The sequence below is a fragment of the Natrinema sp. LN54 genome, from assembly GCF_052439245.1.
Lineage (GTDB): Archaea > Halobacteriota > Halobacteria > Halobacteriales > Natrialbaceae > Natrinema > Natrinema versiforme_A.
The window spans coordinates 1-26,137 of record NZ_JBQVRP010000002.1 but is presented as its reverse complement, the minus strand read 5'-3'; the positions used below and the strand labels follow the sequence as shown (position 1 = coordinate 26,137).

General features: G+C 63.6%; 25 protein-coding genes, 3 tRNA genes and 1 rRNA gene. 14 read left to right on the top strand and 15 right to left on the bottom strand.

The annotated features are described in order from the left end of the window. The first annotated feature begins 128 nt into the window (after positions 1-128). Positions 129-545, top strand: a complete 417-nt coding sequence (locus tag ACT4ML_RS05200; protein WP_138246287.1) for a ribbon-helix-helix protein, CopG family — start codon at positions 129-131, stop codon at positions 543-545. 84 nt (positions 546-629) lie between these two features. Here the strand turns inward: ACT4ML_RS05200 and ACT4ML_RS05195 are convergent, their stop codons facing one another. Continuing rightward, the gene (locus ACT4ML_RS05195) at positions 630-1,085 is read right to left on the bottom strand and encodes a DUF5814 domain-containing protein (protein WP_444719909.1); all 456 of its coding nucleotides are present in this window, start codon (positions 1,083-1,085) and stop codon (positions 630-632) included. Positions 1,086-1,265: 180 nt separating this feature from the next. On the opposite strand from ACT4ML_RS05195, the gene ACT4ML_RS05190 reads away from it, so the two are divergent. The 3 genes from ACT4ML_RS05190 to ACT4ML_RS05180 all read left to right on the top strand — a co-directional run bounded on the left by ACT4ML_RS05190 (position 1,266) and on the right by ACT4ML_RS05180 (position 3,347). Further along, positions 1,266-1,337 (top strand) — tRNA-His (locus ACT4ML_RS05190). Between the two features lie 185 nt (positions 1,338-1,522). After that, positions 1,523-1,876 carry a hypothetical protein gene (locus ACT4ML_RS05185; protein WP_444719908.1) on the top strand — a complete coding sequence of 118 codons (354 nt, stop codon included), beginning with the start codon at positions 1,523-1,525 and terminating at the stop codon, positions 1,874-1,876. 190 nt (positions 1,877-2,066) lie between these two features. Beyond that, the gene (locus tag ACT4ML_RS05180; protein WP_444719907.1) at positions 2,067-3,347 is read left to right on the top strand and encodes a hypothetical protein; all 1,281 of its coding nucleotides are present in this window, start codon (positions 2,067-2,069) and stop codon (positions 3,345-3,347) included. Positions 3,348-3,407: 60 nt separating this feature from the next. Here the strand turns inward: ACT4ML_RS05180 and ACT4ML_RS05175 are convergent, their stop codons facing one another. The 3 genes from ACT4ML_RS05175 to ACT4ML_RS05165 all read right to left on the bottom strand — a co-directional run bounded on the left by ACT4ML_RS05175 (position 3,408) and on the right by ACT4ML_RS05165 (position 6,747). Next, on the bottom strand, positions 3,408-4,271 hold the full coding sequence (locus tag ACT4ML_RS05175) for an aldo/keto reductase (protein ID WP_444719906.1): 864 nt from the start codon (positions 4,269-4,271) through the stop codon (positions 3,408-3,410). A gap of 357 nt (positions 4,272-4,628) precedes the next feature. Beyond that, positions 4,629-6,152: an outer membrane protein assembly factor BamB family protein gene (locus tag ACT4ML_RS05170; protein ID WP_444719905.1), complete on the bottom strand. Its 1,524-nt coding sequence runs from the start codon at positions 6,150-6,152 to the stop codon at positions 4,629-4,631. Positions 6,153-6,673: 521 nt separating this feature from the next. After that, positions 6,674-6,747, bottom strand: a tRNA-Phe gene (locus ACT4ML_RS05165). Positions 6,748-6,969: 222 nt separating this feature from the next. On the opposite strand from ACT4ML_RS05165, the gene ACT4ML_RS05160 reads away from it, so the two are divergent. After that, positions 6,970-7,416 (top strand): DUF7344 domain-containing protein, encoded by a 447-nt coding sequence (locus tag ACT4ML_RS05160; RefSeq protein ID WP_138246294.1) that lies wholly within the window; start codon positions 6,970-6,972, stop codon positions 7,414-7,416. A 519-nt stretch (positions 7,417-7,935) separates the two neighbouring features. Here ACT4ML_RS05160 and ACT4ML_RS05155 read toward each other — a convergent pair. Then, positions 7,936-8,009 (bottom strand) — tRNA-Val (locus ACT4ML_RS05155). Positions 8,010-8,071: 62 nt separating this feature from the next. Here ACT4ML_RS05155 and ACT4ML_RS05150 point away from each other — a divergent pair. From ACT4ML_RS05150 to ACT4ML_RS05140, 3 genes are all read left to right on the top strand, one after another. Next, positions 8,072-8,743 carry a DUF192 domain-containing protein gene (locus ACT4ML_RS05150; RefSeq protein WP_444719904.1) on the top strand — a complete coding sequence of 224 codons (672 nt, stop codon included), beginning with the start codon at positions 8,072-8,074 and terminating at the stop codon, positions 8,741-8,743. A 37-nt stretch (positions 8,744-8,780) separates the two neighbouring features. Further along, complete coding sequence (locus ACT4ML_RS05145; RefSeq protein WP_444719903.1) at positions 8,781-10,727, top strand: ABC transporter ATP-binding protein; 1,947 nt, start codon at positions 8,781-8,783, stop codon at positions 10,725-10,727. A 107-nt stretch (positions 10,728-10,834) separates the two neighbouring features. Continuing rightward, a complete protein-coding gene (locus tag ACT4ML_RS05140; protein WP_444719902.1) occupies positions 10,835-11,455 on the top strand; it encodes a Yip1 family protein in 621 nt (206 codons plus the stop codon). A gap of 50 nt (positions 11,456-11,505) precedes the next feature. Here ACT4ML_RS05140 and ACT4ML_RS05135 read toward each other — a convergent pair whose 3' ends face one another. Both ACT4ML_RS05135 and ACT4ML_RS05130 read right to left on the bottom strand, forming a co-directional pair. Then, positions 11,506-11,850 (bottom strand): DUF5789 family protein, encoded by a 345-nt coding sequence (locus ACT4ML_RS05135; RefSeq protein ID WP_444719901.1) that lies wholly within the window; start codon positions 11,848-11,850, stop codon positions 11,506-11,508. Positions 11,851-11,911: 61 nt separating this feature from the next. Then, entirely contained in the window at positions 11,912-12,868 is a 957-nt protein-coding gene (locus tag ACT4ML_RS05130) for a phosphatase PAP2 family protein (protein ID WP_444719900.1), read from the bottom strand. Positions 12,869-12,998: 130 nt separating this feature from the next. Here ACT4ML_RS05130 and ACT4ML_RS05125 point away from each other — a divergent pair, with 130 nt between their 5' ends. Then, on the top strand, positions 12,999-13,736 hold the full coding sequence (locus tag ACT4ML_RS05125; protein ID WP_444719899.1) for a creatininase family protein: 738 nt from the start codon (positions 12,999-13,001) through the stop codon (positions 13,734-13,736). A gap of 48 nt (positions 13,737-13,784) precedes the next feature. On the opposite strand, the gene ACT4ML_RS05120 is transcribed toward ACT4ML_RS05125, so the two are convergent. The 3 genes from ACT4ML_RS05120 to ACT4ML_RS05110 form a co-directional block, all read right to left on the bottom strand. Continuing rightward, positions 13,785-14,276, bottom strand: a complete 492-nt coding sequence (locus ACT4ML_RS05120) for a DUF5790 family protein (RefSeq protein WP_444719898.1) — start codon at positions 14,274-14,276, stop codon at positions 13,785-13,787. Between the two features lie 138 nt (positions 14,277-14,414). Then, positions 14,415-15,905, bottom strand: a complete 1,491-nt coding sequence (locus tag ACT4ML_RS05115) for an aldehyde dehydrogenase family protein (RefSeq protein ID WP_444719897.1) — start codon at positions 15,903-15,905, stop codon at positions 14,415-14,417. A gap of 134 nt (positions 15,906-16,039) precedes the next feature. Continuing rightward, positions 16,040-16,402 carry a dihydroneopterin aldolase family protein gene (locus ACT4ML_RS05110; RefSeq protein ID WP_444719896.1) on the bottom strand — a complete coding sequence of 121 codons (363 nt, stop codon included), beginning with the start codon at positions 16,400-16,402 and terminating at the stop codon, positions 16,040-16,042. Positions 16,403-16,758: 356 nt separating this feature from the next. Here ACT4ML_RS05110 and azf point away from each other — a divergent pair, with 356 nt between their 5' ends. After that, positions 16,759-17,502 carry an NAD-dependent glucose-6-phosphate dehydrogenase Azf gene (gene azf, locus ACT4ML_RS05105; protein ID WP_444719895.1) on the top strand — a complete coding sequence of 248 codons (744 nt, stop codon included), beginning with the start codon at positions 16,759-16,761 and terminating at the stop codon, positions 17,500-17,502. A gap of 223 nt (positions 17,503-17,725) precedes the next feature. Here the strand turns inward: azf and ACT4ML_RS05100 are convergent, their stop codons facing one another. Beyond that, a complete protein-coding gene (locus tag ACT4ML_RS05100; RefSeq protein ID WP_444719894.1) occupies positions 17,726-18,304 on the bottom strand; it encodes an SHOCT domain-containing protein in 579 nt (192 codons plus the stop codon). Between the two features lie 246 nt (positions 18,305-18,550). Here ACT4ML_RS05100 and ACT4ML_RS05095 point away from each other — a divergent pair, with 246 nt between their 5' ends. Continuing rightward, positions 18,551-19,522: an aldo/keto reductase gene (locus tag ACT4ML_RS05095; RefSeq protein ID WP_444719893.1), complete on the top strand. Its 972-nt coding sequence runs from the start codon at positions 18,551-18,553 to the stop codon at positions 19,520-19,522. 22 nt (positions 19,523-19,544) lie between these two features. Here the strand turns inward: ACT4ML_RS05095 and ACT4ML_RS05090 are convergent, their stop codons facing one another. The 3 genes from ACT4ML_RS05090 to ACT4ML_RS05080 form a co-directional block, all read right to left on the bottom strand. Beyond that, positions 19,545-20,159 carry a DUF309 domain-containing protein gene (locus ACT4ML_RS05090; protein WP_444719892.1) on the bottom strand — a complete coding sequence of 205 codons (615 nt, stop codon included), beginning with the start codon at positions 20,157-20,159 and terminating at the stop codon, positions 19,545-19,547. A 438-nt stretch (positions 20,160-20,597) separates the two neighbouring features. Beyond that, entirely contained in the window at positions 20,598-21,692 is a 1,095-nt protein-coding gene (locus ACT4ML_RS05085) for an aminopeptidase (protein ID WP_444719891.1), read from the bottom strand. A 52-nt stretch (positions 21,693-21,744) separates the two neighbouring features. Next, positions 21,745-22,470 (bottom strand): queuosine precursor transporter, encoded by a 726-nt coding sequence (locus ACT4ML_RS05080; protein ID WP_444719890.1) that lies wholly within the window; start codon positions 22,468-22,470, stop codon positions 21,745-21,747. A 434-nt stretch (positions 22,471-22,904) separates the two neighbouring features. Here ACT4ML_RS05080 and ACT4ML_RS05075 point away from each other — a divergent pair, with 434 nt between their 5' ends. The 3 genes from ACT4ML_RS05075 (at position 22,905) to ACT4ML_RS05065 (ending at position 25,755) form a co-directional block, all read left to right on the top strand. Continuing rightward, positions 22,905-23,099 (top strand): cold-shock protein, encoded by a 195-nt coding sequence (locus tag ACT4ML_RS05075; protein WP_006182670.1) that lies wholly within the window; start codon positions 22,905-22,907, stop codon positions 23,097-23,099. A gap of 388 nt (positions 23,100-23,487) precedes the next feature. Then, positions 23,488-23,763 (top strand): PadR family transcriptional regulator, encoded by a 276-nt coding sequence (locus ACT4ML_RS05070; protein WP_006429019.1) that lies wholly within the window; start codon positions 23,488-23,490, stop codon positions 23,761-23,763. Between the two features lie 645 nt (positions 23,764-24,408). Further along, positions 24,409-25,755, top strand: a complete 1,347-nt coding sequence (locus ACT4ML_RS05065; RefSeq protein ID WP_138246309.1) for an RNase J family beta-CASP ribonuclease — start codon at positions 24,409-24,411, stop codon at positions 25,753-25,755. A 116-nt stretch (positions 25,756-25,871) separates the two neighbouring features. On the opposite strand, the gene rrf is transcribed toward ACT4ML_RS05065, so the two are convergent. Then, a 5S ribosomal RNA gene (rrf, locus tag ACT4ML_RS05060) occupies positions 25,872-25,993 on the bottom strand. Positions 25,994-26,137 lie beyond the last annotated feature (144 nt).

Genomic DNA, 26,137 nt, shown 5'->3' with positions numbered 1-26,137 from the left:
CTCGAGATGGATAGCCTGCCGGGTCGAGCGCCGAATCGGTTCGACCGGGATCTGCGGCCCGCTCTTCGCCGATCGAATCCCGCGTCTGACAAATGGTTAAGTGTCGTGAACGACGACTAGGGGTATCGATGGGGAACAAGAACAAGACCATCTCGTTTCGGGTCAACGAGGACGCGTTCGAGGCCCTGCAGGCGATCGCCGAAGAACGCGACATCTCGCTGTCCGCGGTCTTCCGGGATTACGTCGACCAACTCGTCGAGCACGACGGGCAGGTCGAGGTCGTGCCCGAGGACGACCTCGAGGCCCGGACCAGTGAGGACGGGGACGAGATTTCGTTCCCACCGACCGTCGAAGTCCCGAAGCGCTTCATCCGCGAACACGAGCGACTCGAACTCGAGGCCGAGCACCTCCGAGAGCAACTCGACGAGTACAAGGGCTACGTCAACGACCTGCAGGACCGACTCGAGGACGAGGAAGACGAGGTACTGCTGCTCGACGAGTTAGACGAGTTAGAAGACGAAGACGAATCGTATCAGTTACGATAACGAGGACGGACGGCAGCGACGGATAGAGTACTGCGACTGGTATCGAGCACTGCCGGCGGTCATGGCTGAGAGCCCGCAGTCCCGTTATCGCTCGAGTTCCCGTTTCGCCTGCCGGATCTCGTCGTACTTCTCGTCCGCGCCGTCGACGCGAGCGAGCCCCTCCGCGGCCTCGAGGGTTCGGACGCCGTTATCGAGGAAGGAGAGCACGTCGCCGGAGTAGGCATAGACCATGTAGTCGTCAGTCATCACGTCGACGATCGCGTCCGGGCCGAGCCCCTGTGCGCGTAGTTCGAGCAGGTACTTGATGAACTTCCGCTCCGGACAGCCACAGTAGGGATTGTTGTCACAGCCGCAGTCGAGGAAGTCCTGCGTGAAATCAAGCACCCGATCGCGAGTCGCGTCGTCGAGTTTCTCGAGGCCGTCGCCCTGAAAGAGCATATCGAGCGTCGCGCCCTTGAACGCTCCCTTGGGGATGTTCGTCTCGAGCTGGGAGCTGAGCTGCCGGTGGTTCTTGATGTAGATCTTGTCGGTGATAGCCACGCGTTGGCGGTCCTAGGGGCTGTGGGTCGAAAAACGTCTCGGTCGCGACCGGACTCGAGTGTTCCAAGCTATCACGGCTCACACACGGATGCCGAAATCGCGCGGTATGGCTCCCCACACCGTATCGGAGAGTCGTAACGTATTTGAGTCCAACCGGCCGTAGGATAACCTGTACACGTGTCCGGGTTGGGGTAGTGGTTATCCTTCAGCCTTGTGGAGGCTGAGACGCGGGTTCGATTCTCGCACCCGGACTTTGTCGCCGCGAACAAATCCGTGAGCGGCGCAAATCCGACCGAGATCGAACCAGACGAGTCGCGCGCAGCGCAGCGAGCACGTCTCGGCGTGGTTCGATTCTCGCACCCGGACAGATCGAACTCTGAGGACGAACCAGTTCGCTGACGCGCAGTTTTTTATATATTGTTCCGCCAGTAGCAGACATGACTCGCGGATTGGAGCCCACGGAGGAGTACGACGGCTCCATCGTCGTTCGGCTGTTAGACGACCAGAGCGGAACCGAGCGGGTTCGTTGTCCATCGTACGAGGACGCGATCGCCGTCGTCAAGGAACACCACCGCTCGGTCACGGTCGCGAAGATCGTCGACAGGGACGGCGACATCGTCTTTACCTCCGCCGGGATGGATATCGACGACTGGGAGACGGAGTGGGAGCACGCGAAACGTCGTCTCTCCGTCGACGTCGAGGAGTACGACTGCCCGTACGACAACATCGCCTGTGTCGCCGACGACCACTGTATCCAGTGCCAGATCGACGCGGTGCAGGAACAGTACTGAACAGGGCTATAGAAGCCACTGAAAGCCACTGCACACCTGATCGCCGGACTGCGCTGCGATCAGTGTTAAATTCGTTTCAGTGGCTACGATACCTTCCTCGAGGGGGACTCGTCTCGAGACACTGCGATGGGACCGTTCGGCGGCTTTGTCATGCGCCCGCGTTTAGGAGCGCCGGCCCGTAGCGCGTCGTATGGCGGATACCCAGCACGGCGAGATGTTCGGCAAAACGCAGCAGAACGCGGCGCTCGCCTGGGTGATCACGTTCGCGCTCGTCGTGCTCGCGCTCAATCACGGGCTCGGCGACTCGTACCGCTGGTTCGCCTTTACCGGGTTCGCGGTCGCGATCGTCTTGCTCCCGGCCGTCGCGTTTCGGGATCCGCTCGTGATGCCGCCCTGGGAGCTGCTGGTCCTCGTGTTGCTCCCCGTCGTCGACGCGACGATACTCGGCGAGACGTTTCTCACCTCGATCGCCATCTACGTCGCCGTCGCCGCGATCGCGCTCGTCGCCACCGTCGAGATCGATCGGTTCACGGCCGTCCGGATGAACCACGCGTTCGCGGTCGTGCTGGTCGTGCTCACGACGCTGGCCGTCGCCGGCGCGTGGCACGTCGCCCAGTGGCTCGCCGACGTGACGTTCGGGACGAACTACATTCTCGACGGGCGGTCACAGGACGCGGCCAATCACGACCTGATGGTCAACTTCGCGTACGCGGCGATCGCCGGCCTGTTCGCGAGCGTCGTCTTCAGTCGGTACTTCGGGTCCTACAGCGACGACATTGAGACCCAGCGGACGCCGACGCCGCGGGAGACCTCGCCCGATTCCGAACCGGACCCCGTCCCGACCCTGATCCGCGATCAGTTAGACGCCCCCGAATCGACGGTCAGGCGACTCTCCCGGATCATGCAGGTGGCCCTCGGCATCCTCCTGCTGTACGGGCTCGTCACCCTCGATCTGACGACGGTCTCGAACGCCGCCATCGCGCTCGCGATCACCTTCCTCCCCGCCCTCCTCGAGCGGGACTACCGGCTCACGCTCGAGCCGGGGCTCGTGTTCTGGCTCACCGCGGCGGTGTTCCTCCACGTGCTCGGCTCGGCCGGACTGTATGCGCTCATCAGCCCGTGGGATAGCCTGACGCACACGATTTCGGCGTCGATCGTCGCCGCGGCGGGCTACGCGGTCGTCCGGGCGATCGACCTCCACACCGACGAGATTTACGTCCCGCCGGCGATGCTGTTCGCGTTCATCCTCGTGTTCGTCCTCGCCTTCGGCGTCGTCTGGGAGCTGCTGGAGTTCACCCTCGACTGGAGCGCACAGCAACTCGGCATCGGGGCCGTCGTCGCCCAGCACGGCCTGAGCGATACGATCGTCGACCTCGTCTACGACGTCGTCGGGGCCGTCGTCGCCGCGGTCTGGGGCTCGTTCTACCTCACCGCGCTCTCCCAGCGTATCGCTGCCCAACTCGACGGCTAACGGCTTCGGCCCCGCTCGAGCCGGTCCGGCCGACTCGGCTGGAATCGAAAACGGGGTGACTCAGTCCGCCGCCTCGGTCAGTCGCTGTACCTCGTCCTCGCTGAGCGAGAGCTGCGAGCCGGCGATGTTCGACTCGAGGTGGTCCGGATCCGACGTCCCCGGAATCGGGAGGATGACCTCGGAGCGCTCGAGCAGCCACGCCAGCCCGACCTGTCGGCGGGTCGCGTCGTGTTCCTCGGCGATCTCGTCGACGAGATCGCCGTGTTCGTCCAGATCGTCGCCGTTGATCGGAGCCCACGGGATGAAACCGATGCCCTCGTCGTCACAAATCTCGAGGACCTCTCGGCTCCCGCGGTCGTTGAGGTTGTACCGGTTCTGGACGGTCGCGATTTCGACCTGTTCGCGGGCCCGGTCGAGGAGTTCGGCGGAGACGTTACTGACGCCGACCTCGTCGACGACGCCCTCGTCTTTGAGTTCCGCGAAGGCTGCGACGGAGTCCTCGAAGGGGGTGTCCTCGTCGTCGGGCCGGTGGAACTGGTAGAGGTCGATGGTGTCCGTCTGGAGCCGATCGAGCGACGTGAGGGCCTGATTCCGGATGTAGTCCGGATCGCCGTGGGCGATCCAGTCGCCGTCGCGGTTGCGCAACAGGCCCGCCTTGGTCGCGACCAGCACGTCGTCCGGGTCGCCGATCGCCTCGCCGATGAGTCGCTCGCTCACGGCGGGGCCGTAGGAGTCGGCCGTGTCGATGAGGTCGACGCCACAGTCGACGGCGTGTTGAACGACCTCGCGCGCGAGGTCCTCGTCGTCGGGCGCGCCGATAATATCCTCGCCGGTGAGCCGCATCGCGCCGAATCCCAGCCGGTGGACGGTCGAATCGCCGATCTCGAACGTGTCGCTCTCGTTTGTGATCGAGTTGCTACTCACGGGCGTACTGACAGCCTCGCACCTCTTGAGGGGTAGGCTACCCCGAACGGAATGCCGGTTATCGAGTAACGAGACAGAGGAGCAGTCCGATAAACACGATGGCAGCACCGACGACGAAATACGTCATTTGGTGGCCGTCGTCAGAGATCCCGACCGGTCGCTTCTTCCGCAGTCTCCTCGACACCCTCCGCCACCGCCTCCTCGGTTCCACCGGAACTGTACCCCTCGATCATCTCCGTGACTATCTCGAGTACGGTCACGACTGCCAATTATTCCGAGAGAATAATAAATTATCGTATCACGTTTCCCAGTCGATTATATCGAGCCGGTAGATCGACGAGAGACCGTCGCAGCGATTCAGTCCTCGACGCTCAGTGCGCGTAACGGTCCGTTCGGTTCGTTGAAGTAGACGACCCCGTCCGCCACCGACAGCGATCCCGGAACGCCCGACGGGACGCTCATCGACCAGAGCGTCTCGCCCGTCTCCGTGTCGAGCCCGTAGAGGGTCCCCTGCTCGCTGGTGGCGACCAACACTCCGTCCGAGACCGACGGCGGTCCGAGTACGCCGTCGGTCGCTCCGGACACCCACTCGACGGTACCGTTCGCGGCGTCGAGAGAGACCGTTCGATAGTCGTTTGCACGCTGTGCGTACACGGACCCGTTCCCGACGGCGATCCGTTCTCCGTGGAAGGGGCCCGGTGCGAACCAGCGTATGCGACCCTCGGCCAGATCGAGCGCGATCAGTTGGGAGGAGGTGAGAGCGAAGACGGTGTCGTAAGCGACCGCCGCAGCGGCGACCGGTTCGCCACCGGAGACGCGCCATCGGACGGTCCCCGTCTCGGCGTCGATCGCACGGAGCGGGTCGCCGCCGGCCACGACGACGCCGTCGGAGACCGGGGGCGGCCCCGCCAGCGGTCCCCCGACGTCTGCCGTCCAGTCAACCTCGCCCGCGGCCGCATCGATCGCGTGTAGCTGCCCGTTCGTCGTGTACACTCGGCCGTCAGCGATGGTCGGGGCTCCGTGCCAGATATCGCCATCGGACGAGACGGTCCACCGGACCTCGCCGCTTTCCGCCTCGAGGGCGCGAACGTCTTCCGGCGTCCCGAACGCGACGACACCGTCGCCGACCGCGAGGGGACTGGTTCGAGCGGGACCCTCGTGAACCCACTGCTCGCCGCCGTCGCTGACAGACAGCGCCCGCACGGACCGGCCGGCGACGACGGTACCGTCCGCGACGACCGGTCCCGACTCGCTGAAGGCGTACTCGACCGCCGACTCAGTCCACGCCGCCGTCGGCTCGGAGCGAGGTGCCTCCGTCCCCGGGTTGTACGCGGTCGCGCCCGGATCGTAGGCGATACCGGGCCACGCGCTCCCGCCGTCGATAGCGGCCTGTTCGGACGGCGTCACGAGCCCCGGGTACGCCTCGCGGACCTCGTCGTTCCGGAAGGTCCCATCGAAGCGGAATTCACCGTTTTCCGGACGGTCGATACCGTCCTCCCCGAAGAACTGCGGCCGGAACGAGAGGATAACCTCTCGCTCGATTCCGGCCGCCAACAAGACGGGCCGATCGCGATCGATCGATCCCTCTGCCTCCGTGTGAGACAACGTGACAACGAGGTCGGCCTGACGGGCCTCTGCGCCGGTATTTTCGATCGTTACGGCGACTCGAACCGTCCGTCCGCCACCGTCGTCGACCCGTTCGATCCCGCTCACCTGTAACGGCCCGCTGTAGTCGGACCCTGCCGCCGTCTCGGTATCACCGGGCGGCTCCGACTCCGCATCAGACTCGAGCACCCCCGAACAGCCCGCGATTCCCCCCACTGCGGCGACGGTCCCGGTCGTCAGGAACCGGCGACGCGTCACCGTTGATTGATCAACCATGATCCCGACCGAAGAATTCAGAATAAATAAATCTATATGAGCGTAACAGGTGCAGCCGAAATTTTCGCCGAGACGCTCGAGTCTCGCACAAACAGGTTGTGGATATGCCACTTTTCCGTCCAAATCACGTCGTGTGCTGACGATTCATTGTCACACCAGCATCTGCGCGGCCACGGTCTCGCTCGAGTTCAGTACAGCCTACTGACTCCCGTCGCCGTCCTCGATCTACCAGTCGCACGCGGACAACGGACCGCGACCGCGCTCGGCGAAGCGGTAGCGAGCCGCGAACTCGAGACGCGGTCTCGATCAGTTGCACCTGTGCTCATCACCTTGCAAACACCGGCGCAGAGACTACTGAACAGGGGATTTGTGGTTACGGTATGGAACCGAGAAAGTATGCCGCCTCCCGAATTGTGAACTACGCGAACACGGTCGTTCGCGTTGCTCGCGCTGCGTGTTCTCTAGTTCAAATCCGCTCGGATCGAACACTCGCGGCTCACGAAGTTGTTCGCCGCGAGAAGTGCCGCCTCCCGGATTTGAACCGGGGACAGCTCGATCTTCAGTCGAGTGCTCTCCCAGTCTGAGCTAAGGCGGCCTACTCCTTCCTCCGTCCATGGTATAAAAAAGGATTTCGAATCGGGATCGTCGTCTCACCTCAATTACAAGATAAACAAGAGATTCGCTCACTGCTCGAGTACGGCATCGAAAACCGAGTAACGGAGACAATACGGGAATCTCTATACGGGATTACCCGCCGTCTGTTGGAATTTCGGATATTCAAGACACCCTTTTGCGCCTCGGGGGGTAATATCATGTTATGGAAGCCCTTACCTCGAGCCGAGAACAGAATGAACTCTCCGCTGACACGATCCTCGAGTTGCTGGCGAACCGCCGCCGGCGATATCTTCTCTACGCACTGCGCGGGCAAGAAGACCCCATCGAGCTGTCGACGTTGGCCGAAACGGTCGCGGGGTGGGAACACGACGTTCCCCCGGACGAAGTCGCGAAAAACGAGTACAAGAGCGTCTACGTCTCGTCGGTCCAGTGCCACGTCCCGAAACTGGACGACGCGGGCGTCGTCGACCACGACGAGGACAACCACACCGTCGTCCTCGCGGACAACTTCGCGCAACTCGAGCCCTACCTCCGGATCGTCGTCGAAGACGAACCGGAGAACTCGACGCTACACGCCGCCCTCCAGACCGAGTCGGGTGACGGCCTCCTCGGCCAGATCCGGGAGAACGTGGCGCGACTCAAGCAGTGACTACCCCCGAAGCACGCGTCGGTGGTCGTGATAGTCCCTGATTAGGGCGCTGAGTCTGGCTTGAGGGCATTTCTCCGGTCGTTGGTCTCCCGCTGCTATTCCTTGCTCGAGGGGGACGGCCGGTACGCGTTGGCTCGACACGGGGCACAGAGTCGAAGCGGGCGAGCAGTTTGGACGGAGCCAGAGCGACTCGAGCGAGTGCGAACCGCAGTCGCGGTGAATCGTCTCTGATTCGATCGGACTCGAGGCAGATGGTCGCTGCTCGTGTTCGGCTATCGAAAGGGCTCGGGCGGGTTCGAACAACGCGAAGCCGTGCTCACTACGTTGTGCGCGTCTCGTCTACTTCGAACCGCCCTCCCATCACGATGCTGTCGCTCACGGATTGTTCGCGATAGCAATAGTGGGCTCGGGCGGGTTCGAACCGAAATCAGACGTGCTCGCTACGCTGCGCGCGACTGATAGGGTTCGAACAGCCCTCGTATACAGTTCTGTGGCTCGCGGTGTTGCTCGCCACAGAAATGGGCTCGGGCGGGTTCGAACCACCGACCTCGGCCTTGTAAAGGCCGCGTCATGACCAGCTAGACCACGAGCCCGCACCCGCAACGAGTGCGTCCGTCCGAATAACCTTTACTCTCTCGCGGTGCAGGTATCGTTCATGGCACTCGAGTACGTATGGAAAGGGCTACTCGTCATTGCTGTCCTCTCTATCGTCGGCGTCGTCCTCGTTCAGGCCGGCGTGGTCTCTGCTCCATGGGGGCCTGACAGCGGGGAGGTCCGCGTCTTCGACGACGAGGAAGACGGTGAACCGACCGCGGAAGCGGACAATGAAACGAGCAACGAAACCGCCGACGACGACCGCGAACCCAAAGCCGTCGTGGATGTCGAGATCGCAGACTCCAGTCGAGAACGGCATACCGGACTGAGCAATCACGACTCCCTCGAGTCGGGTAACGGGATGTTGTTCATCCACGGCGACGAGGACGACCTGACCTACGTGATGCGCGAGATGGACTTCGATATCGACATCATCTTCATCGACGCGGATGGCGAGATCACGACGATTCACCACGCCCGCGCGCCCGGGCCCAACGAGGACGGAAACGATCTCGAGTACTCCGGCCGTGGTCAGTTCGTCCTCGAGGTGCCACGCGGCTACGCGAACGAGACGGGGATCGAGGTCGGCGACGAGGTCCAGATCGACCTCGAGTCGAATCAGACGATCATCACCAGTGCCGAGTCCGGGTCGCTCGACCGGGTCGCCGCGACGACCGACCGCGACGTGACCGCGCCACCGGCGGTCGCCACGACGGCCTATTTCGATTCGTAGGTAATCCTTATTGCCGGCGGTCCCCGAAACGCGGACAATGAGTGGCGCCGACTGGGACGAGGACGATCCGTTCGAGGAGCAGCGCGAAGAGATCGAGAACCCCATGAAGCGCCTGTTTCTCGAGTACGGATCGAACTACAAGGGTGCCGCAGTCGTCGGCGTTATCGCGAGCATCTTCGCCCGAGTGCTTGATCTGCTGCCGGCGCTCATGCTCGGGGTTGCACTCGACGCCGTGATCCGGCAGGACATTCCCTACGCGGAGGCGTTCCCGGTCGGCGGCGGGCTCGTCGCCCCCTACGTCCCCGAGGGGCGACTGGCCCAGTTCTGGCTGACGATCGGGATCATCGCGGGGGCGTTCTTTCTCTCCGCGATCTTCCACTGGACCCGCAACTGGGGCTTTAACACGTTCGCACAGAACGTCCAGCACGACATCCGGACCGACACCTACGACGAGATGCAGCGCCTGGACATGGGCTTTTTTGCCGACAAACAGACCGGCGAGATGATGTCGATCCTCTCGAACGACGTCAACCGCCTCGAGAAGTTCTTAAACGACGGGATGAACTCCCTCTTTCGGCTGCTCGTGATGGTCCTCGGCATCGGCGGCCTGCTGATCGCGATCAACTGGCAACTGGCGCTCGTGGCGCTCCTGCCGGTGCCGCTGATCGCCGTCTTCACCTACCTCTTCATCCAGACCATCCAGCCCAAGTACGCGCAGGTTCGCTCGACCGTCGGGAAAGTCAACTCCCGACTCGAGAACAACCTCGGCGGGATTCAGGTCATCAAGTCCAGTACGACCGAGTCCTACGAGTCAGACCGCGTCGAGGACGTCTCACGACAGTACTTCGACGCCAACTGGGGCGCGATCCGCACGCGGATCAAGTTCTTCCCCGGCCTGCGCGTCCTCGCGGGAATCGGCTTCGTCATCACCTTCCTCGTCGGCGGCCTCTGGGTCATCTCGGGTCCGCCGGGCCCGTTCTCGGGCACTCTGAGCAACGGGATGTTCGTCGTCTTCATCCTCTACACGCAGCGCTTTATTTGGCCCATGGCACAGTTCGGGCAGATCATCAACATGTACCAGCGCGCTCGCGCCTCGAGCGCCCGCATCTTCGGGCTGATGGACGAACCCAACCGGGTCGGCGAGGAACCCGACGCTCCCGACCTTGAGGTGACCGAGGGTCGCGTCGAGTACGACGACGTGTCCTTCGGCTACGATGACGACGAGCGGATCCTCGAGGACATCGACTTCACCGTCGACGGCGGCGAGACGCTGGCACTGGTCGGGCCGACCGGTGCCGGCAAGTCGACCGTCCTGAAACTCCTCTTGCGGATGTACGACGTCGACGAGGGCGAGATCCGCGTCGACGGACAGAACGTCCGGGACGTGACGCTGCGGAGTCTGCGCGAGTCGCTCGGCTACGTGAGCCAGGACACGTTCCTCTTCTACGGCAGCGTCGAGGAGAACATCAAATACGGCACCTTCGATGCCGACCGCGAGGACGTGATCGAGGCCGCGAAGATGGCCGAGGCCCACGAGTTCATCGAAAACCTCCCCGAGGGCTACGACACCGAGGTCGGCGAGCGGGGCGTCAAGCTCTCGGGCGGCCAGCGCCAGCGGATCTCCATCGCCCGCGCGATCCTCAAGGACCCAGACATCCTCGTTTTGGACGAGGCGACCAGCGACGTCGACACCGAGACGGAGATGCTCATCCAGCGCTCGATCGACGACCTCGCGGAAGACCGGACCACGTTCGCCATCGCCCACCGGCTCTCGACGATCAAAGACGCCGATCAGGTGCTCGTCCTCGAGGGCGGCGAGATCGTCGAGCGGGGGACACACGAGGAACTCCTCGAGAACGGCGGCCTCTACTCCCACCTCTGGGGAGTCCAAGCCGGCGAGATCGACGAGCTTCCGGAGGAGTTCATCGAGCGCGCCCAGCGCAGGCAGGCCCGAACCGAAGTCGACGCCGGGGACGACGACTGAGCGAGCGCTACACGCACTCAACGGTGCCTATTCAGAACCGTCGATGAAATTCGAGTAGTACTCGATACGATAGACATATTTTTAATGAGTGGCTATGACGTTGAATTATGCCCCCACGCACACCGCTTTTCGATCCTGGCGGGTACTTCTCGGCCCGCGAAAACGCACGTCGGGATGGGCTACTCGCGTTCGCCCTTTTCGGCGCTGCCAACCTCGTGTTCATCTACGCCGTCGTCCGGCTGGTATTCGATCAGGTTACGGGGCTCCCACAGGGCGTTCGGAGTCAGGCCTTCTCGATCGTGATTCCGATGACCGCGTTCAGTCTCGTGATCGCCTGGCTCGTCGTCGCGGCCGTCATGCACTGGCTGGGCGGCAGCGGCTCGTCGACCGGGACGTTCGGTGACGCGCTGGCCGTCGCCGGCTGGGCGTACGTCCCCGATCTCCTCGGTCTCCCCCTCAAGTATCTGTTCGCCCGATCGAAAATCGAGTCGCTGTCGATCGACGCGACCGATCCGTCTCAGTTCGCGGCCGAGGTCGAGGCGGTGCAGGCGGAACTCGGTCTCGCCGTGGTTCCGTTGCTCGTACAGGTGGTCGCGGTCGGCTGGAGCGTCTACGTTCTCGCGGGTGGCACTGCCGAAACCCACGACGTTTCGCTCGAGTCGGCCGCCGGCGCCGCCGCCCTGATCGGTATCGGATCGGTTACTCTCACCCTATTAAACGGACTCTGAGCCGGTCGTCACACGGGAGAGCCCCCGACGTTCCCGGTGTAACGCGAATTTCAGAACGACTCCTGCTCTTCCTGCCCACCCTGATCCGGTGCGCCCTCGTCCTGCCGGTCTTCGCCAGAGGCGGGCGGGGTACGGTCGCTGTAGTTCTTCCGCCCGATCGCCTCGTCGCCGACCATGTTCATGATCGCCTGTTCGACCTCTCCGTAGTCCCGATACTCGTCCTCGCCGAGCGGGCCGATGAGGTCCTCGAGCGTCGTCGTGTTGCCGCTCATCTCGACCGTCTCGTCGCCGTGTTCCTCGAGGAGTTCGTCGTGGCCGATCGGGTACTCCTCGGCCTCGAGTTTTCCTTGGAGGTCGCCGAGTTCGACGCCGAGCTCGCGACTGTCGTCTGGCATACGTGAACTGACGAGAGGGAGTCGCAAACGGATTGGGCCTGCGTTCGCCGTGGCGCGGGCCTCAGCGCGTCGTTGTCTCGACGGCCGTCAGTCGCGGAAATATCACGGCCGGCAACACCGACAGGAGTCCGAGGAGCGCGGCCGACGCGACCAGTTTCGGGCGACCGCTGAGGGCACCGACGCTGCCGACGGCAGCCAGCGGAACGAACGCGGTCACCAGCATTCCCGCCGACGGCTCCGTCGGAAACCGCTCGAGAGAGGTCGACTCGACCGTCGTCCCCGACGTACCGGCGATCCAGCCCGCGAGCGCCCCGGCCGCGAACGCGGCGTACTCGACGGCGCTGTCCGCGCGTCCGCTGGCGACCATCGCCGCGGCGGCCAGCCCCAGGGCGAGCGCGAACGCGGTGAGCGTCCGATCGAACGGGGACCGCTCGAGGAGCCGCCACGCCGCGGCGAGATAGCAGCCGCCGACGACGACCCCCGCGACGACGTCGAGCGGGTAGTGAACGCCGAGGATCAGCCGGGTGAGACAGACCGCGGCGACGATTACTGCGGCGACCGCGAGCCGGAGTCGTCGCGTCCCGGCCTCGAGGGCCAGCGCGAACAGGCCGTAGGTGACGGTCGCGCCGACCGCGTGACCGCTCGGAAAACCGTAGCCGTCGGCGCTCGCGATCGACGCGTAGAGCGACCGGGTCGACGACGGAAGCGCGGCCGGATCGAGCGTCGCGAGGTCCGGCCGCGGGAGCGCGAAGAGGTGTTTCAGGGCGGTCATCACTGCTAGCCCGCCGACGATGACAGCGACGACCCACGGGCCGTCCGGTCGTCGAGCGGGTCGATCGCACTCGAACGGCGTCGTCTCTCCCGTCGCCCGCCGCCACGCGACGGCCCACGACGCGCCGATTCCGAGCATGAGGAGAAACCAGCCGTCGCCGAGCTGTGTCACCGCCGCAGCGAGGGCGCCGGCCCACGCCGGAACGAGGTCGCGGATCGCCTCGAGAACCGTCGCGCCGCGGTACATACGACCCGACTTCCACGACGCCGGGGATAACCCCCGGGCAGGAGCCTGCAGGGCGGACGCCGCCGATCGAGCGTTCGAGTCGCGTCGGGCCACCGCGGGTTTCATGTCCGCACGGGCGACACACTCCGCCATGGATCTCACAGCGGCGACGTGGACTGACATTCGGGACCTCGAGACGGACCTCGCGGTCGTCCCCGTCGGGAGCACGGAACAGCACGGCCCCCACGCTCCGCTCGGAACCGACGTGCTGACCGCCGAGGCGGTCGCCGACGCCGGGATCGAGCGGGTCGACCGCGAGGTCGTTCGCGCACCGGCGATTCCGGTCGGCGTCGCCGAGGAACACCGCCAGTTTCCCGGGACGATGTGGGTCTCGGAGGACACCTTCCGGGACTACGTCGGCGAGGCCGTCGCGAGCCTCGCCCACCACGGGTTCGACCGCGTCGTCCTCGTCAACGGCCACGGCGGAAACGTCGACGCCCTCCGGGAGGTCGGCGGCCGACTCACGCGGGCGGGCGACGCCTACGTCGTCCCCTTCACGTGGTTCGAGGGGGTCGGCGAACACACCGCCGACATGGGCCACGGCGGCCCGCTCGAGACGGCGCTCCTGCGCCACATCGAGCCGGAGCTAATCGCCGAGGAACGGATCGACGAGGCCCGAGCCGGCGCTGCCGACGGCTGGGGCGACTGGACGAGTTACGTCAATCTGGCCTACGACGCGGCGGAGTTTACGGAAAACGGTGTCGTCGGCGATCCGGCAGACGGCGGCCAAGAACGAGGGGAGGAACTGCTCGAGTTGGCGACAGAGACGCTGGCTCGGCTGCTCGAGGCGGTCGCCGAGCGCGACATCTCGCGGCCCGAGCACCGATAGGTCGCGGGCCGGTTCGACTGCCGAACGTAGTGGGTCGATCGGAGAGAATTACTCCTCGTCTTCCTCTGCGTCCGCATCGGTATCGGCGTCCGCTTCCTCGTCCGCGGCATCGGCATCGTCGGCCTCCTCCTCGTCGTCGGCACCCGCGGGCCCGGCGTTCTGGAGCGTGCCGCGGAGCGCCGGAATCGTCGACGTGAGTTCGCCGACCTGTTCGCCCGCCTCGGCGATGTCTTCGATGGCTTCCTCGAGGTCTTCGATCTCCGCTTCGAGGTCGTCGGCGTCGTCGAAGGCGTCGGCGCGCTGGCCCATCGTGAACCACTTCTTGGCGTCGCGGAGATCGTCCTCGGCGTCGCCGGCCTCGAGCGCCGAGTTGAGTCCGTTGAGGGCGCCCAGCACGTTGTCGGCGTCGGTCTCCCACACGTCGTCGGCATCGGGCAGTGCTTCCCACGCGTCCGCGAGCGAGGATTCGACGTCCTCGCGCATCTCGTTGGCCGCTTCCCCGAACAGTTCCTCGTCGTCGCCGAGCGTGGCTTGGCTCATGTCACCGTCTTTGCGGGCACCGAGGTTAAAAGGTAGCCCGAAAGTGAAAGTGAAATCCGTCGGAAGCGGATCGATATCGGGCGAACGACGGCGGGATTTCGAAAGGAAAGTCGCCGACGGTGCTGCCGGCCGACGCCGTCAGAAGGGGTACTCCCGCCGGTCGTGCTGGACGGAGATCCACTTCTTCTCGGTGACCCGGTCGAGGATTTCGGTGGAGTTGTAGCCGCCGGACCCCGAGGCCTTCGTGCCGCTGAAGGGGACGTGGGCCTCGTCGTTGATCGGTTGGTCGTTGACGTGGACCATGCCGGTGTCGAGCCGTTCCGCGATCTGCATCCCGGTCCCGACGTCGCCCGCGTGCACCGACCCGGAGAGGCCGTACTCGGTATCGTCGTGGAGTCCGATCGCTTCCTCGACGTCCGAGAACGGAACGACCGGCGCGATCGGGCCGAAGTGCTCGTTACACGCGGCGGACATCTCGTTCGTCACGTCGGAGAGCACCGTCGGCGCGACGACCAGCGAGTCGTCGACGCCCTCGAGTTCGACCGTCTCGCCGCCGGTTTCGAGGGTCGCGCCGGCGTCGACGGTCTCCTCGACGTAGCCGAGCATCTCGTCGCGCTGGCCCTCGTCGATGATGGGGCCGACGACCGTGTCCTCGTCGTGGGCGCTCCCGGCCGGGAGCGACGCCGCGCGGTCCGCGAGTAAGTCGACGTACTCGTCGTAGACGTCCTCGTGGACGAGGTGGCGATTGATCGAGATACAGACCTGCCCCTGATGGACGAACGACCCGAACGTCCCGGAGTCGACCGCCGCCTCGAGGTCGGCGTCGGCGGTGACGATGTGGGCGTTGTTGCCCCCGAGTTCCATCGCCGCCACGGAGAGGTTCTCGCCGGCTTTCGCGGCGACGCCGCGGCCCACGGGCGTCGAGCCGGTAAAGGCGACCACGTCGCTCTCCGGATGTTCGACGACCGCATCGCCGATGTCCGAACCGTGGCCGGGGACGACGTTGAGCAGGCCGTCGGGCAGGCCCGCCTCCTCGTACAGCTTCGCCATCAGGAGCCCGCCCGTGATCGGCGTGTTCGAGGCCGGCTTGACGACGACCGCGTTCCCGGTCGCGATGGCCGGCGCGATCGCCCGACCCGAGAGGTTGAGCGGGAAGTTCCACGGCGAGATGACCGTGACCACGCCCTGTGGCTCCCGGCGGACGAAGTTCTCCTTGCCGGGAACGTTGGAGTCGGCCTGCTCGCCTTTCATCCGACGGGGGAAGGTCGCGGCCTCGTTGGCCTGATCGGTCGTGATGCTGATCGAGGTCTCGCCCATAATTCGCGAGCCACCCGCCTCGTGAGCCAGCAGTTCGATGATCTCCTCGTCGTACTCCTGAACCGCCCGTGCGAACGCCTGTGCGACCCGTTCGCGCTCGGCCGGCGGCGCTTTCTCCCACTCTGCCTGTGCCTCCGCGGCGGCCTCGTAGGCGGCGTCGACGTCCGACTCGACGGCCGCGGGCACGCGTGCGACCTCCTCGCGCGTCGACGGATCCTCGACTGCGATCTCCCCGTCGCCATCCGAGGGTGTCCACTCGCCGTCGATGTAGAGGCTGTTCCACTCGTCGTCGATCGAGAGTTCCGGTCCCATCGAGCGGGCTACGCGAGTCCGACTGAAAAGTCGATAGCGAGCACTCCCAAGGACGCGCCGTCGTCCCCGTTTTCGAACGTGCGCGGGCTCGAGACCGGGCCTCGAGCGACCGATGGGGTACTCGTCGCGGGACCTCAGTCGTCCCGAACCGACTCGAGTCGCATCAACGGATAGCCGTCCTCCATTTCCATGCGGGTGACGACCTCACAGCCCTCGTAGTCGACGACGATTTCGACCTCGAGGAACCGGCCCGTGAGTTCGGTGTAGTCGGCGGTCGAGTCGGCGAGTTCGGCCTCGAGTTCCTCGAGGCGGACGTCGACGGTCACCGCGGTGCAGTGGGGTTGGTTCTCGATCGATTCCTCCATCGCCGTCGCGAGGCTGGCGGCGCTGTCGGGCGAGATCGGCGTGCCGGCGAACTGGTGGTAGAGCGTGCCGAACTTGATACCGGCTTCGAAGCAGGCGGCTTGGGCGTCGGTGGGTGTCGTGTCCGGAGACATATGCGAGTGCTCGCGGGCGGTCGGGAAGGAGATTATGATGTGGCGGATAGGATGCTTCGTCACTCGCGCCAGCGGAGTCGAGTGTCCTGCTCACGCTGGCGGCACAGAATTGCCACGGCCTCCCCAACCGATTCGCTCGCTTCCAGTAGTCGCTCACTCATCCCTCGCGCATAGTCGTCTCGCGGTTCGCCGTTATCGGCGAACCGCGATCCAGCGCGCGCCACCTCGGCGTGGATCCCCACTTAGGAACGAGACGGAGCAGAAGGAGACGTCTCTCCGGGGGATGCGTGCCACCACCGACCGCACCGACGCGGAACCGCATGGTACTTATCGACGCTTTCCCTCACACCGAACGAATGGCACAGTCAGTCCTGCTCACGGGGGCTGCGGGGCGGGTCGGAGAGGCCATCCTCGGCGGCCTCGCGGACGACCACGAGTGGCGGTTGCTGGATCGCGATCCGCCGACGGACGATCACCCGGGCGAGTTCGTCGTCGCGGACATCACCGACGACGAGGCCGTCCGCGACGCGATGGACGGGATCGACGTCGTGATCCACCTCGCGGGCGACCCGCGTCCGGAAGCGCCGTGGGACAGCGTGCTGACTAACAACATCGACGGGGCGCAGACGGTCTTCGAGGCCGCCGTCGACGCGGGCGTCGAGAAGGTCGCCTTCGCCTCGTCGAACCACGCCGTCGGGAACTACGAGACCGACGAGCGCACGCCCGCGATGTACCGCGAGCACGACGAGTACCTGCTCGATGGCACCGAACTCCCCCGGCCGAGCAACCTCTACGGCGTCTCGAAGGCCGCCGGCGAATCGCTCGGGCGCTACTACCACGACGAACACGACCTCTCGGTCGTCTGCGTTCGCATCGGGAACCTCACCGAAGGCCACCCGCCGATCGACTACGAGCGCGGGCAGGCGATGTGGCTCTCCTACCGGGACTGTGCACACCTCTTCGATCGCTGTATTCGGGCCGACTACGGCTACGAGATCGTCTACGGCATCTCCGACAACGACCGGAAGTACTACTCGCTCGAGCGGGCCCGCGACGTGTTGGACTACGAGCCACGGGACAACTCCGCGGATCACGACTGAGCGTCCACCCGGTAGTTTTCTCACGGATCGTTCTGCTGGTCAAATTCGCCGTACCCACGCGCTTTCGCTACGTCTTTCCCGAATCACGGTGGCAATGTCCGACTTCAGCCACTTGTTGAACATCGTTGAGGAAAGATGATCAAGTTACAGACAAAACGCTGGACGAGAAGGGAGAAAACGATGGAGACACCTGACTTCGCGTTCGACTGCTCTCGAGTGTCAGCTAAAGTTCTTCCAAGATCTCTGCTTTCTTTTCTTCAAACTCCGCCTCAGTGATGAGGTCCTGATCGTGCATCTGCTTCAGTTCCTCGAGCCGGTCTGCAGTGGTAGATGCGGCCGCCTGACTTGTCTCTCCCGCCTGTATTTCGTGCATCCGTTTCCGGACGTACTCGACGGCATCTTCGCCTTCCGTTCCTGCTAGGAAGATGAACTCTACCGTCCGCCCACCGGATTGAGTTACCTTGAGCGTCGTTCCGTCGTCCTCCACTTCACTGATATTCGTATAGGGGACGCTGAAGCTGTTGTCCGTCGAGTAGTAGAAGATCCGTCGGTCGGTAACGACTGTGGTACGCATATGCCCCTTCTTGTATCGAGGCCTGTCGTCGGGGTTCCAGCTCAACTGCAGGTCTGGGTGTTCGTACCGCTGAACGAAGTGTGGTTGCTCCCCCTCGTCGAGATGGCTGACGATAGAAGAGTACGATGACTTGGCAATCAAACCCGTTTTTACCGTTCCCGAGTCCTCGAGGACTGCTTTCGTGACCGAGTCTCCCTTGGCGTGTTCCACCAACTCGTCTACGTCCATCTTCCAGCGTAGAGAACAGAGTAGCACGTGAAAAAGGTATTCGCCATCGAAGCGCGTGCTCGCGCTGCCACGTCCATAGTACTATTCGGAACAGAAGTCAGAGATGAATGAAGGCTACGAGCCACAGGATAACTCCGCGGATCACGACTGACGGCACCAGAACCGATCGCGGGTCGCGTTTGGCAGAGCCGGCAACCGACTCGGACGAGCCACGACGTTTTGTCGCCGGCCGTCGCAACTGGCCCCATGGAGTACACCACGCTCGGGTCGACGGGCATGAAAGTCAGCCGGATCTGTCTGGGCTGTATGAGCTTCGGGACCGGCCGGGAGTGGATGCTCGAGCCCGACGAGAGCGCGAACCTCATCGAGCGCGCGATCGACCTCGGAATCAACTTCTTCGATACGGCCAACGTCTACTCCACGGGAGAGTCCGAAGAGATTCTCGGCGACGCTCTCGCGGGCTATGACCGCGACTCGCAGGTCGTCGCGACGAAGGTCTTCGGCGAGATGGACCCCGACAACCCGAACGCGAGCGGACTCTCCCGCAAAGCGATCGAACAGGAACTCGAGGCGAGCCTCGATCGGCTGGGGATGGACACGATCGATCTCTACCAGACCCATCGCTGGGATTACGACACGCCGATCGAGGAGACGTTACGGGCCCTCGACGACGCGGTCCGCCGCGGACAGGTGCGCTATATCGGAACCTCCTCGATGTGGACCCACCAGTTCGCAGAGGCCTTACACACCAGCGACACGCTCTCCCTCGAGCGGTTCGCGACGATGCAGAACCACTACAACGTCCTCTACCGCGAGGAGGAACGCGAGATGTTACCCCTGTGCGAGAACGAAGACATCGGCGTCATCCCGTGGTCGCCGCTGGCCCGCGGCGTCGCGACTCGCCCCCACGAGGAGATCGAGTCGACGACGCGGGGACAGACCGACCAGTACCTCGAGCAGATGTCCTATCTCCAGGGTGGCGGCGAGGCGATCAACGAGCGGATACAGGAACTCGCCGACGAGAAGGGCGTCTCGATGGGCCAGATTTCCCTCGCGTGGCTGCTCCACAAGAACTGGGTCGACGCCCCAATCGTCGGCACGACGAGCGTCGAGCACTTGGAAGACGCCGTCGAGGCACTCGAGATCGACCTCTCCGACTCGGAGATGGAGTACATAGAGGAGCCCTACGAGCCGCTGCCGGTAGCGGGCCACGAGTGAGCACGGCGCTCGCGGCACGCGATTAGAACAGTCCCTTTACGTCTTCCTCGCGGGCCCGGCGTCTGCCGACGTGGTCGGAGAGTCGCTGGAAGATGATCCCGCGGTGCTCGTCCTCGCGGACGAAGTCGAACAAGAGCGTGATGAACTTGCTGTCGTCCGCCCCGGCCTCGAGGTCCCGCTGGGCGTACGTGCGAGCCCGATCGACCGGCTGCTCGTCGTACCCGAACTCCTCGGCGAGGACGACCGCCGCGATCGCCGTCGGTTCGAACTCGAGGTCCGCCAGCGTCGGGACGGTCCCCTCGTGTTCGAGGCGGACCGGCCCCCGGCGCTCGACGAGTTCGGGATCGGCCGCGAGCCGGGCGAGAAACGACCGCACGGGCTCGAGTCGGAGGTCGCGGTAGTCGGCGGGCAGCGCCGCGAGATACTCGCCGGCGCTCTCGGCGAGTCCGACGGCCCCCTCCCAGTTGCGCTCGCGGGCATGGAACACCGCGCCGCTGTACTGGATGAGTCCGTGGAGCAGGCGCTCGTCGTCGCTGCCGGACTCGAGGTCGAGCCAGCGGTCCTCCCAAGCGTCGTGGGCGGCGTGATAGTGGCCGTCATTGAAGATGGCGACGCCCGCCCGAAGCCGATCGCACATAGCCGTGGTTGGGGCTCGAGACTCGAGAACGTGACGAAAACGGTGACCGCCGGATATCACGTCGGCAGCGCGACCGGAACACTCCGGGAGCGAGCGACTCCGATCGACGAGAGCCGACGGCACACTACCGCCTCCGGCAGGGCGGGCAGACAACTGCGACTGCGTCGATTCCGGGACGCTGTCCCAACCGGTTATTGACCGCCACCGGTCCGGCGGTATTCGATATGAGGGATGGCGTACATATTAGTATGCGACGACTTCTCCCTTCCGAGGGCGCTTTCGACGGGCCGTAAGCGCCACTTACCGGCGCTCGATCGAAAGGGACTGTTGTCTCCGTGACATCGAACTGTCGCGTTGTGTACAATCCCGAATCGACGGTTTGCCGGTCTGGGATGAGTTCACTGCGCGAGTTCTTCGGAACGTCCGATCCCGTACGACTCAGATCTCGTCGTCCTCGAATCGGAATGTTCCGTCGCGCTGGACGACCTCACCGTCGATCTCGAGTCTGGAGTCCTCGCTGACGTCGGTGATCAGATCGACGTGGACGTCCGACTCGTTGCCCGACTCCCCATTGGGCAGGCAGGCGTCGTAGGCCCGGCCGAGCGCCAGATGGACGGTATCGCCCATCTTCTCGTCGAAGAGGATGTTGTCCGTGTAGCGGTCGATACCGCGGTTCATGCCGATCCCGAGTTCGCCGAGTCGACGTGCGCCCGCATCCGTCTCGAGGATCTCACCGATCACGTCCGCGCCCTGTTCCGCGCCGTAGTCGACGACCTCGCCGCCCTCGAACTCGAGGCGGACGTTCCGGACGGACTCGCCCCGAAGCGTCATCGGCACGTCGAATGTCACCTCGCCCTCGGTCGCGTAGGGCGCGGTGAAGACCTCACCGCTCGGCAGGTTGTGCGAATCGTAGGCGACCGAGGCAGCGCTGTTGACCGCCGTCCGGTCCTCGATCTGCATCGTGAGATCAGTGTTTCTCGAGACGAGTCGCACTTCGGAGCCGGCATCGAGCAGGTCTTTCAACTGTGCCATCTCGTCGGCCAGCGACTCCCAGTCCCGTAGGATAGCGTTGTAGGCGAACTCCTGGTACTCCTCGTAGGCCATGTTGGCCTGCTGTGCGAGCGACCGCGTCGGGTGGACCGTCGACACCCAGCGGGTCCCCAGCCGAGTTTCGCGGATCTCGCTTCGAGCGCTATTGTAGGCCCGCCGCCGGTTGCCGGGCACGTCGGCCGTCGCGCTCGTGTTCCGCCCGCCGCCGAGCGAGAGGTAAACGTCGGCGTTCTCGACCAGGGCGAGTTCGTGGGCCGGGTCCTCGTCGAAGTCGCCGTCATGGGCCCTGAGATAGGCCCGCGTGATCTCGCCCGAGCCGTAGGTCGCGAGCAGGTTCGCGCCCCGTTCGCCGAGTTTCTCGGCGACGGCGACCGCCAGCTCGTGAGCGTCCGGCCCCACCGAGAGTACGACGTCGTCGCCCGCCTCGACGCGGGCGCTCCAGTCGACCAGCACGTCGGCGTGTTCGCGTACGCGTTCGTCCATATCCAACCCTCTCGAGCGGGCTACTAAACGCTCTCCGTTCGGAGCGCAGAAATCAGGCGGCGTGGGTGTCCTCGGCGGTGAGTCCCTCGCGCGAGCGCACGAACGAGACGATCGCGTAGACAACCGGTGTGTCCAAGAGGGCGATCGCGAGTTTCAGCACGTACTGACCTACCATCAGCGAGAGGATGACGTGCGTCGGGAGCACGGCACCGACGCCGAGGACGGCGGGCGCAATGGCGAACGCGACCGAGACGAAGATGACGGTATCGATCGCCTGACTGCTCGCCGTCGACGCGATATTCCGGAGCCAAAGCTTCTCCGAGCCGGTGTACGATCGAATGCGGTGGAAGACGAGCACGTCCCAATTCTGGCTGACGATGTACGCCAACAGGCTCCCGAGGACGACGTTCGTCGATGCGCCGAGGGCCGTCTCGAACGCCGCGGGATCGACGCTGTTCGGTGCGGCCGGCGCGGCGATCGTCGACCAGACCAGCGCGAGGACGACGAAGTTCAGAACGAACCCGACGTTGACGACGATCTGGGCCGCACGCCGGCCGTACAGCTCCGTATAGCAGTCACTCGCGAGGAACGTCAGTGCGTACGCGAGCGCCGCGCCCGGTAAGGCGAGTTCCGCGCCCGTAATCGGAAGCGCGAACGGCAGTTCAAAGGCGAGTACCTTCGACGCAGTCAACTGTGCGGTCACGAGCGCCGTCACGAAGACGCCGATCAGCGCGACCTGCGCGATCGTCGGCGCATTGGCGCTCTGTGTCTGACTCATACAGCCGCGTATCAATCGGATCCACGTAAACGGTACTATTCAGCGATTACCGAGCGATGTCTGTGTTCCGGCTCGAGTATGCTCGATCGAAAAGCCTGTCAGAGGCAACCACACCCTACGAAAAGCGATCGCGATCGCTTCTGGACGAACAGTCGATTAGACCCACACTGCGAGAACGGGATACGGACCCGCTCACGTCGACTCTCGAGGAGAGCGACCGGCCCACAAACGGCGCCGAAACGACTGCAGCCCCGTCTCGAGCGGTCTACAGGCCGATCTATCGGGACTACCTCTCGGAGAAAATGCAAGACCGGTTTCGAGGTTTCTCCGCCATTCGGCCGTCTATCGTTGGGTTCGAAACGAAATTGTGTTTGTTTCGACAAACGATGCGTAACACAACTGTTATACGTATCCCGGGCCTCGATTGAATTGCAATGGCGAAAGGAAACGTTGATTTCTTCAACGACACAGGCGGCTACGGTTTCATTGAGACGGACGACGCAGACGATGACGTTTTCTTCCACATGGAAGACGTTGGCGGTCCGGACCTCGAAGAAGGCACAGAGATCGAATTCGATATCGAACAGGCCCCCAAGGGCCCCCGCGCCACCAACGTCACCCGCCTGTAACACGGCTTTTCACGTTCGGTAACGGGTTTCACACTTCGAATATCATTCTTCAGCACACTACACGACACCCAGCGGAAGCTATCTCGCATCGATCGCACGGAATCGAAATCGGGTTCCCGTAGTGACGACACCGACTGTCGAATCCCGTACTCGAGTACAGATCCGACAGGAAAGCGTATCCATGCCATCAGTCATAGGTCACTTTCGTCGCCGGCGGTGTGAGATGGGAGAAAAGCGGGACGAACCGCCGAATGTAGGCCGTGGTTACCAGACGAAACGACAGACAGTACCACGAATGACTCAGTTAGCTTCGCTGAACGTACTGGAAACAGTTGATACGAAATCGATAACAAATAGTCGGCTTCCCATCCGTCCACCTGAGTACAAAATGGACGATCTGACAGGGTTTCAACGCGACCTTCTGTACGTGATCGCAGGAGCCGATCAACCGTCGGGCCAGGACGTAAAAGACGAAGTCGAGACATATTACAATAGTGAGATCAATCATGGGCGACTGTATCCCAATCTCGACACGCTCGTCAACAAGGACCTCGTCGAGAAAGGCCAGCTCGACCGGCGAACCAATTACTACGAGATCAGCGATCGCGGCCAGCAGACCATCGAAGAGCGCCGCGAGTGGGAACAACAGTACATCGAGGACTAACGGACCGGACTGTCCTGCGATATCCACTCTCACTATCGCGTAACATCAGTTCTAGGGACGGAGACAGGAATGCTGGCCCCACGAGACTCGCTGTAATCGACCGCACGCTACCGATTCCGCCGATGGAACGGACCAGCAGTAGCGGCTGTACTGTACCCCGGAAAGCAGTCTCGCCTCTGCCGAATCTCTGGCGTGACGACGAACTCTCTCGGACGCTCCCTCCCCATCCCGGCCAATCTGTAGCCTCGGCCCCACTCGTCGAAACGAACCGTTCGAGTCACGACCACTCGAGCGAGTAGCCCCTCCGTCGTGGTCTCTTCCCGGCGGTTTCGGGTCTCGACACACAGCAATCCCGGTTCGATGGCACCGAAGATGAGACCCCGCGTCTCAACTATGTGCTGGCACTCCCGTTCTGTTCGTGACTGTCACTCGAGTCGGACGATCCCTCTCCAAAACCCAGAACTACTTACGTCGGGAGAGTCGTTGTTCTACTAACCGAAATAGGCGCTGTCCTTGGCGCAGTCGGGACGGAACGTTCGACGCCAGGGACGTGACCGAGAACTCGCTCACGTGCAGGACGTTTCTGCTCCCGTGGCCATTCCGGCCAGGAGACTGTCCGAAGGACAGCTATGATCGGACCTACAAATGGAAATAGAAATTGCGACAATTGGCGGTTACGAGGAAGTCGGCCGACAGATGACGGCTGTCCGCGCCGGTGACGACATCGTGATCTTCGACATGGGACTGAACCTGTCGAAGGTACTCATTCACGACAATATCCGAACCGAAGGGATGCACAGTCTCGATCTGATCGACATGGGTGCCATCCCCGACGACCGGATCATGAGCGACCTCGAGGGAGACGTCAAAGCGATCGTCCCCACCCACGGCCACCTCGACCACATCGGTGCGATCAGCAAACTCGCACACCGATACGACGCACCCATCGTCGCGACGCCGTTCACGCTCGAGCTGGTCAAAGGCGAACTCGAGGAGGAAGGGAAGTTCAACACCGACAACGACCTCGTCGAAATGGAGGCCGGCGAAACCATGTCGATCGGCGACAGCGGCGTCGTCGACCTCGAGTTCGTCAACGTCACCCACTCGATCGTCCAGGCGATTAATCCGGTCCTCCACACGCCCGAAGGCGCAGTCGTCTACGGACTGGACAAGCGGATGGACCACACGCCCGTCATCGGCGATCCGATCGATATGGAGCGATTCCGCGAGATCGGTCGCGAGGGCGAGGGTGTCCTCTGTTACATCGAGGACTGTACCAACGCGAACAAGAAGGGCCGCACACCTTCCGAGAACGTCGCTCGGGAACACCTCCGCGACGTCCTCTACAGCATGGAAGACTACGACGGCGGCATCGTCGCGACCACCTTCTCGAGCCACATCGCCCGCGTGAAATCGCTGATCGAATTCGCTCGAGACATCGATCGGACGCCGATCCTCCTCGGCCGTTCGATGGAGACCTACTCCGGAACCGCGAAACAGATCGGGATCGACTTCCCGTCCGACGTCGAGATGGTCGGCTACCGCCAGTCCATCGAACAGACGTTCGAGCGCATCATGAACGAAGGGAAGGAGAACTTCCTCCCCGTCGTCACCGGCCATCAGGGCGAACCCCGTGCGACGCTCACTCGAATGGGCCGCGGCGAGACTCCATACGAACTGGAAGACGGTGACAAGGTCGTCTTCTCCGCCCGCGTCATTCCGGAGCCGACCAACGAAGGCCAACGCTACCAAGCCGAAAAGCTCCTCCGCATGCAAGGCGCGCGTATCTACGACGATATCCACGTCTCCGGTCACCTCTGTCAGGAAGGTCACTACGAGATGCTCGATGCGCTGCAACCTGAGCACATCGTTCCTGCCCACCAGAACATGAGCGGGTTCTCGGGCTACGTCGATCTGGCCTCCAACCAGGGCTACAAACTCGGGCGCGACCTCCACGTCACCTCGAACGGGAACATCATCGAGCTCGTCTAAGTCAAGCAACTGCGGCGCTTTCGCTTTTCTCTTTCAGACTCGAGTAGTGGTAGCACTGTACAGCAACAAATGCGAAAAACCCGCACAGTTGCTACTGTGCGGGTTGAAAGTATGAATGAAAGCGGCGAATCGGATTTCCCAGAGGGTCGCCCACTCCAGTACTGACCGAAACGTAGGCGAGCTTATCTTCCGTGTTCGGGATGGGTACGGGAGGCACCTCGCCACTGTGGCCGCTGTAATGCCGACCGGCGGAATCGAACCGCCGTCAGACCACTGTCGGGATCGAGTTCGACCGAATTGGTCGATATGAGTGGTGGCGGCGAAACGGGGTTCCCAGAGGGTCGCCCACTCCAGTACTAACCGTAACGCAGGCGAGCTTATC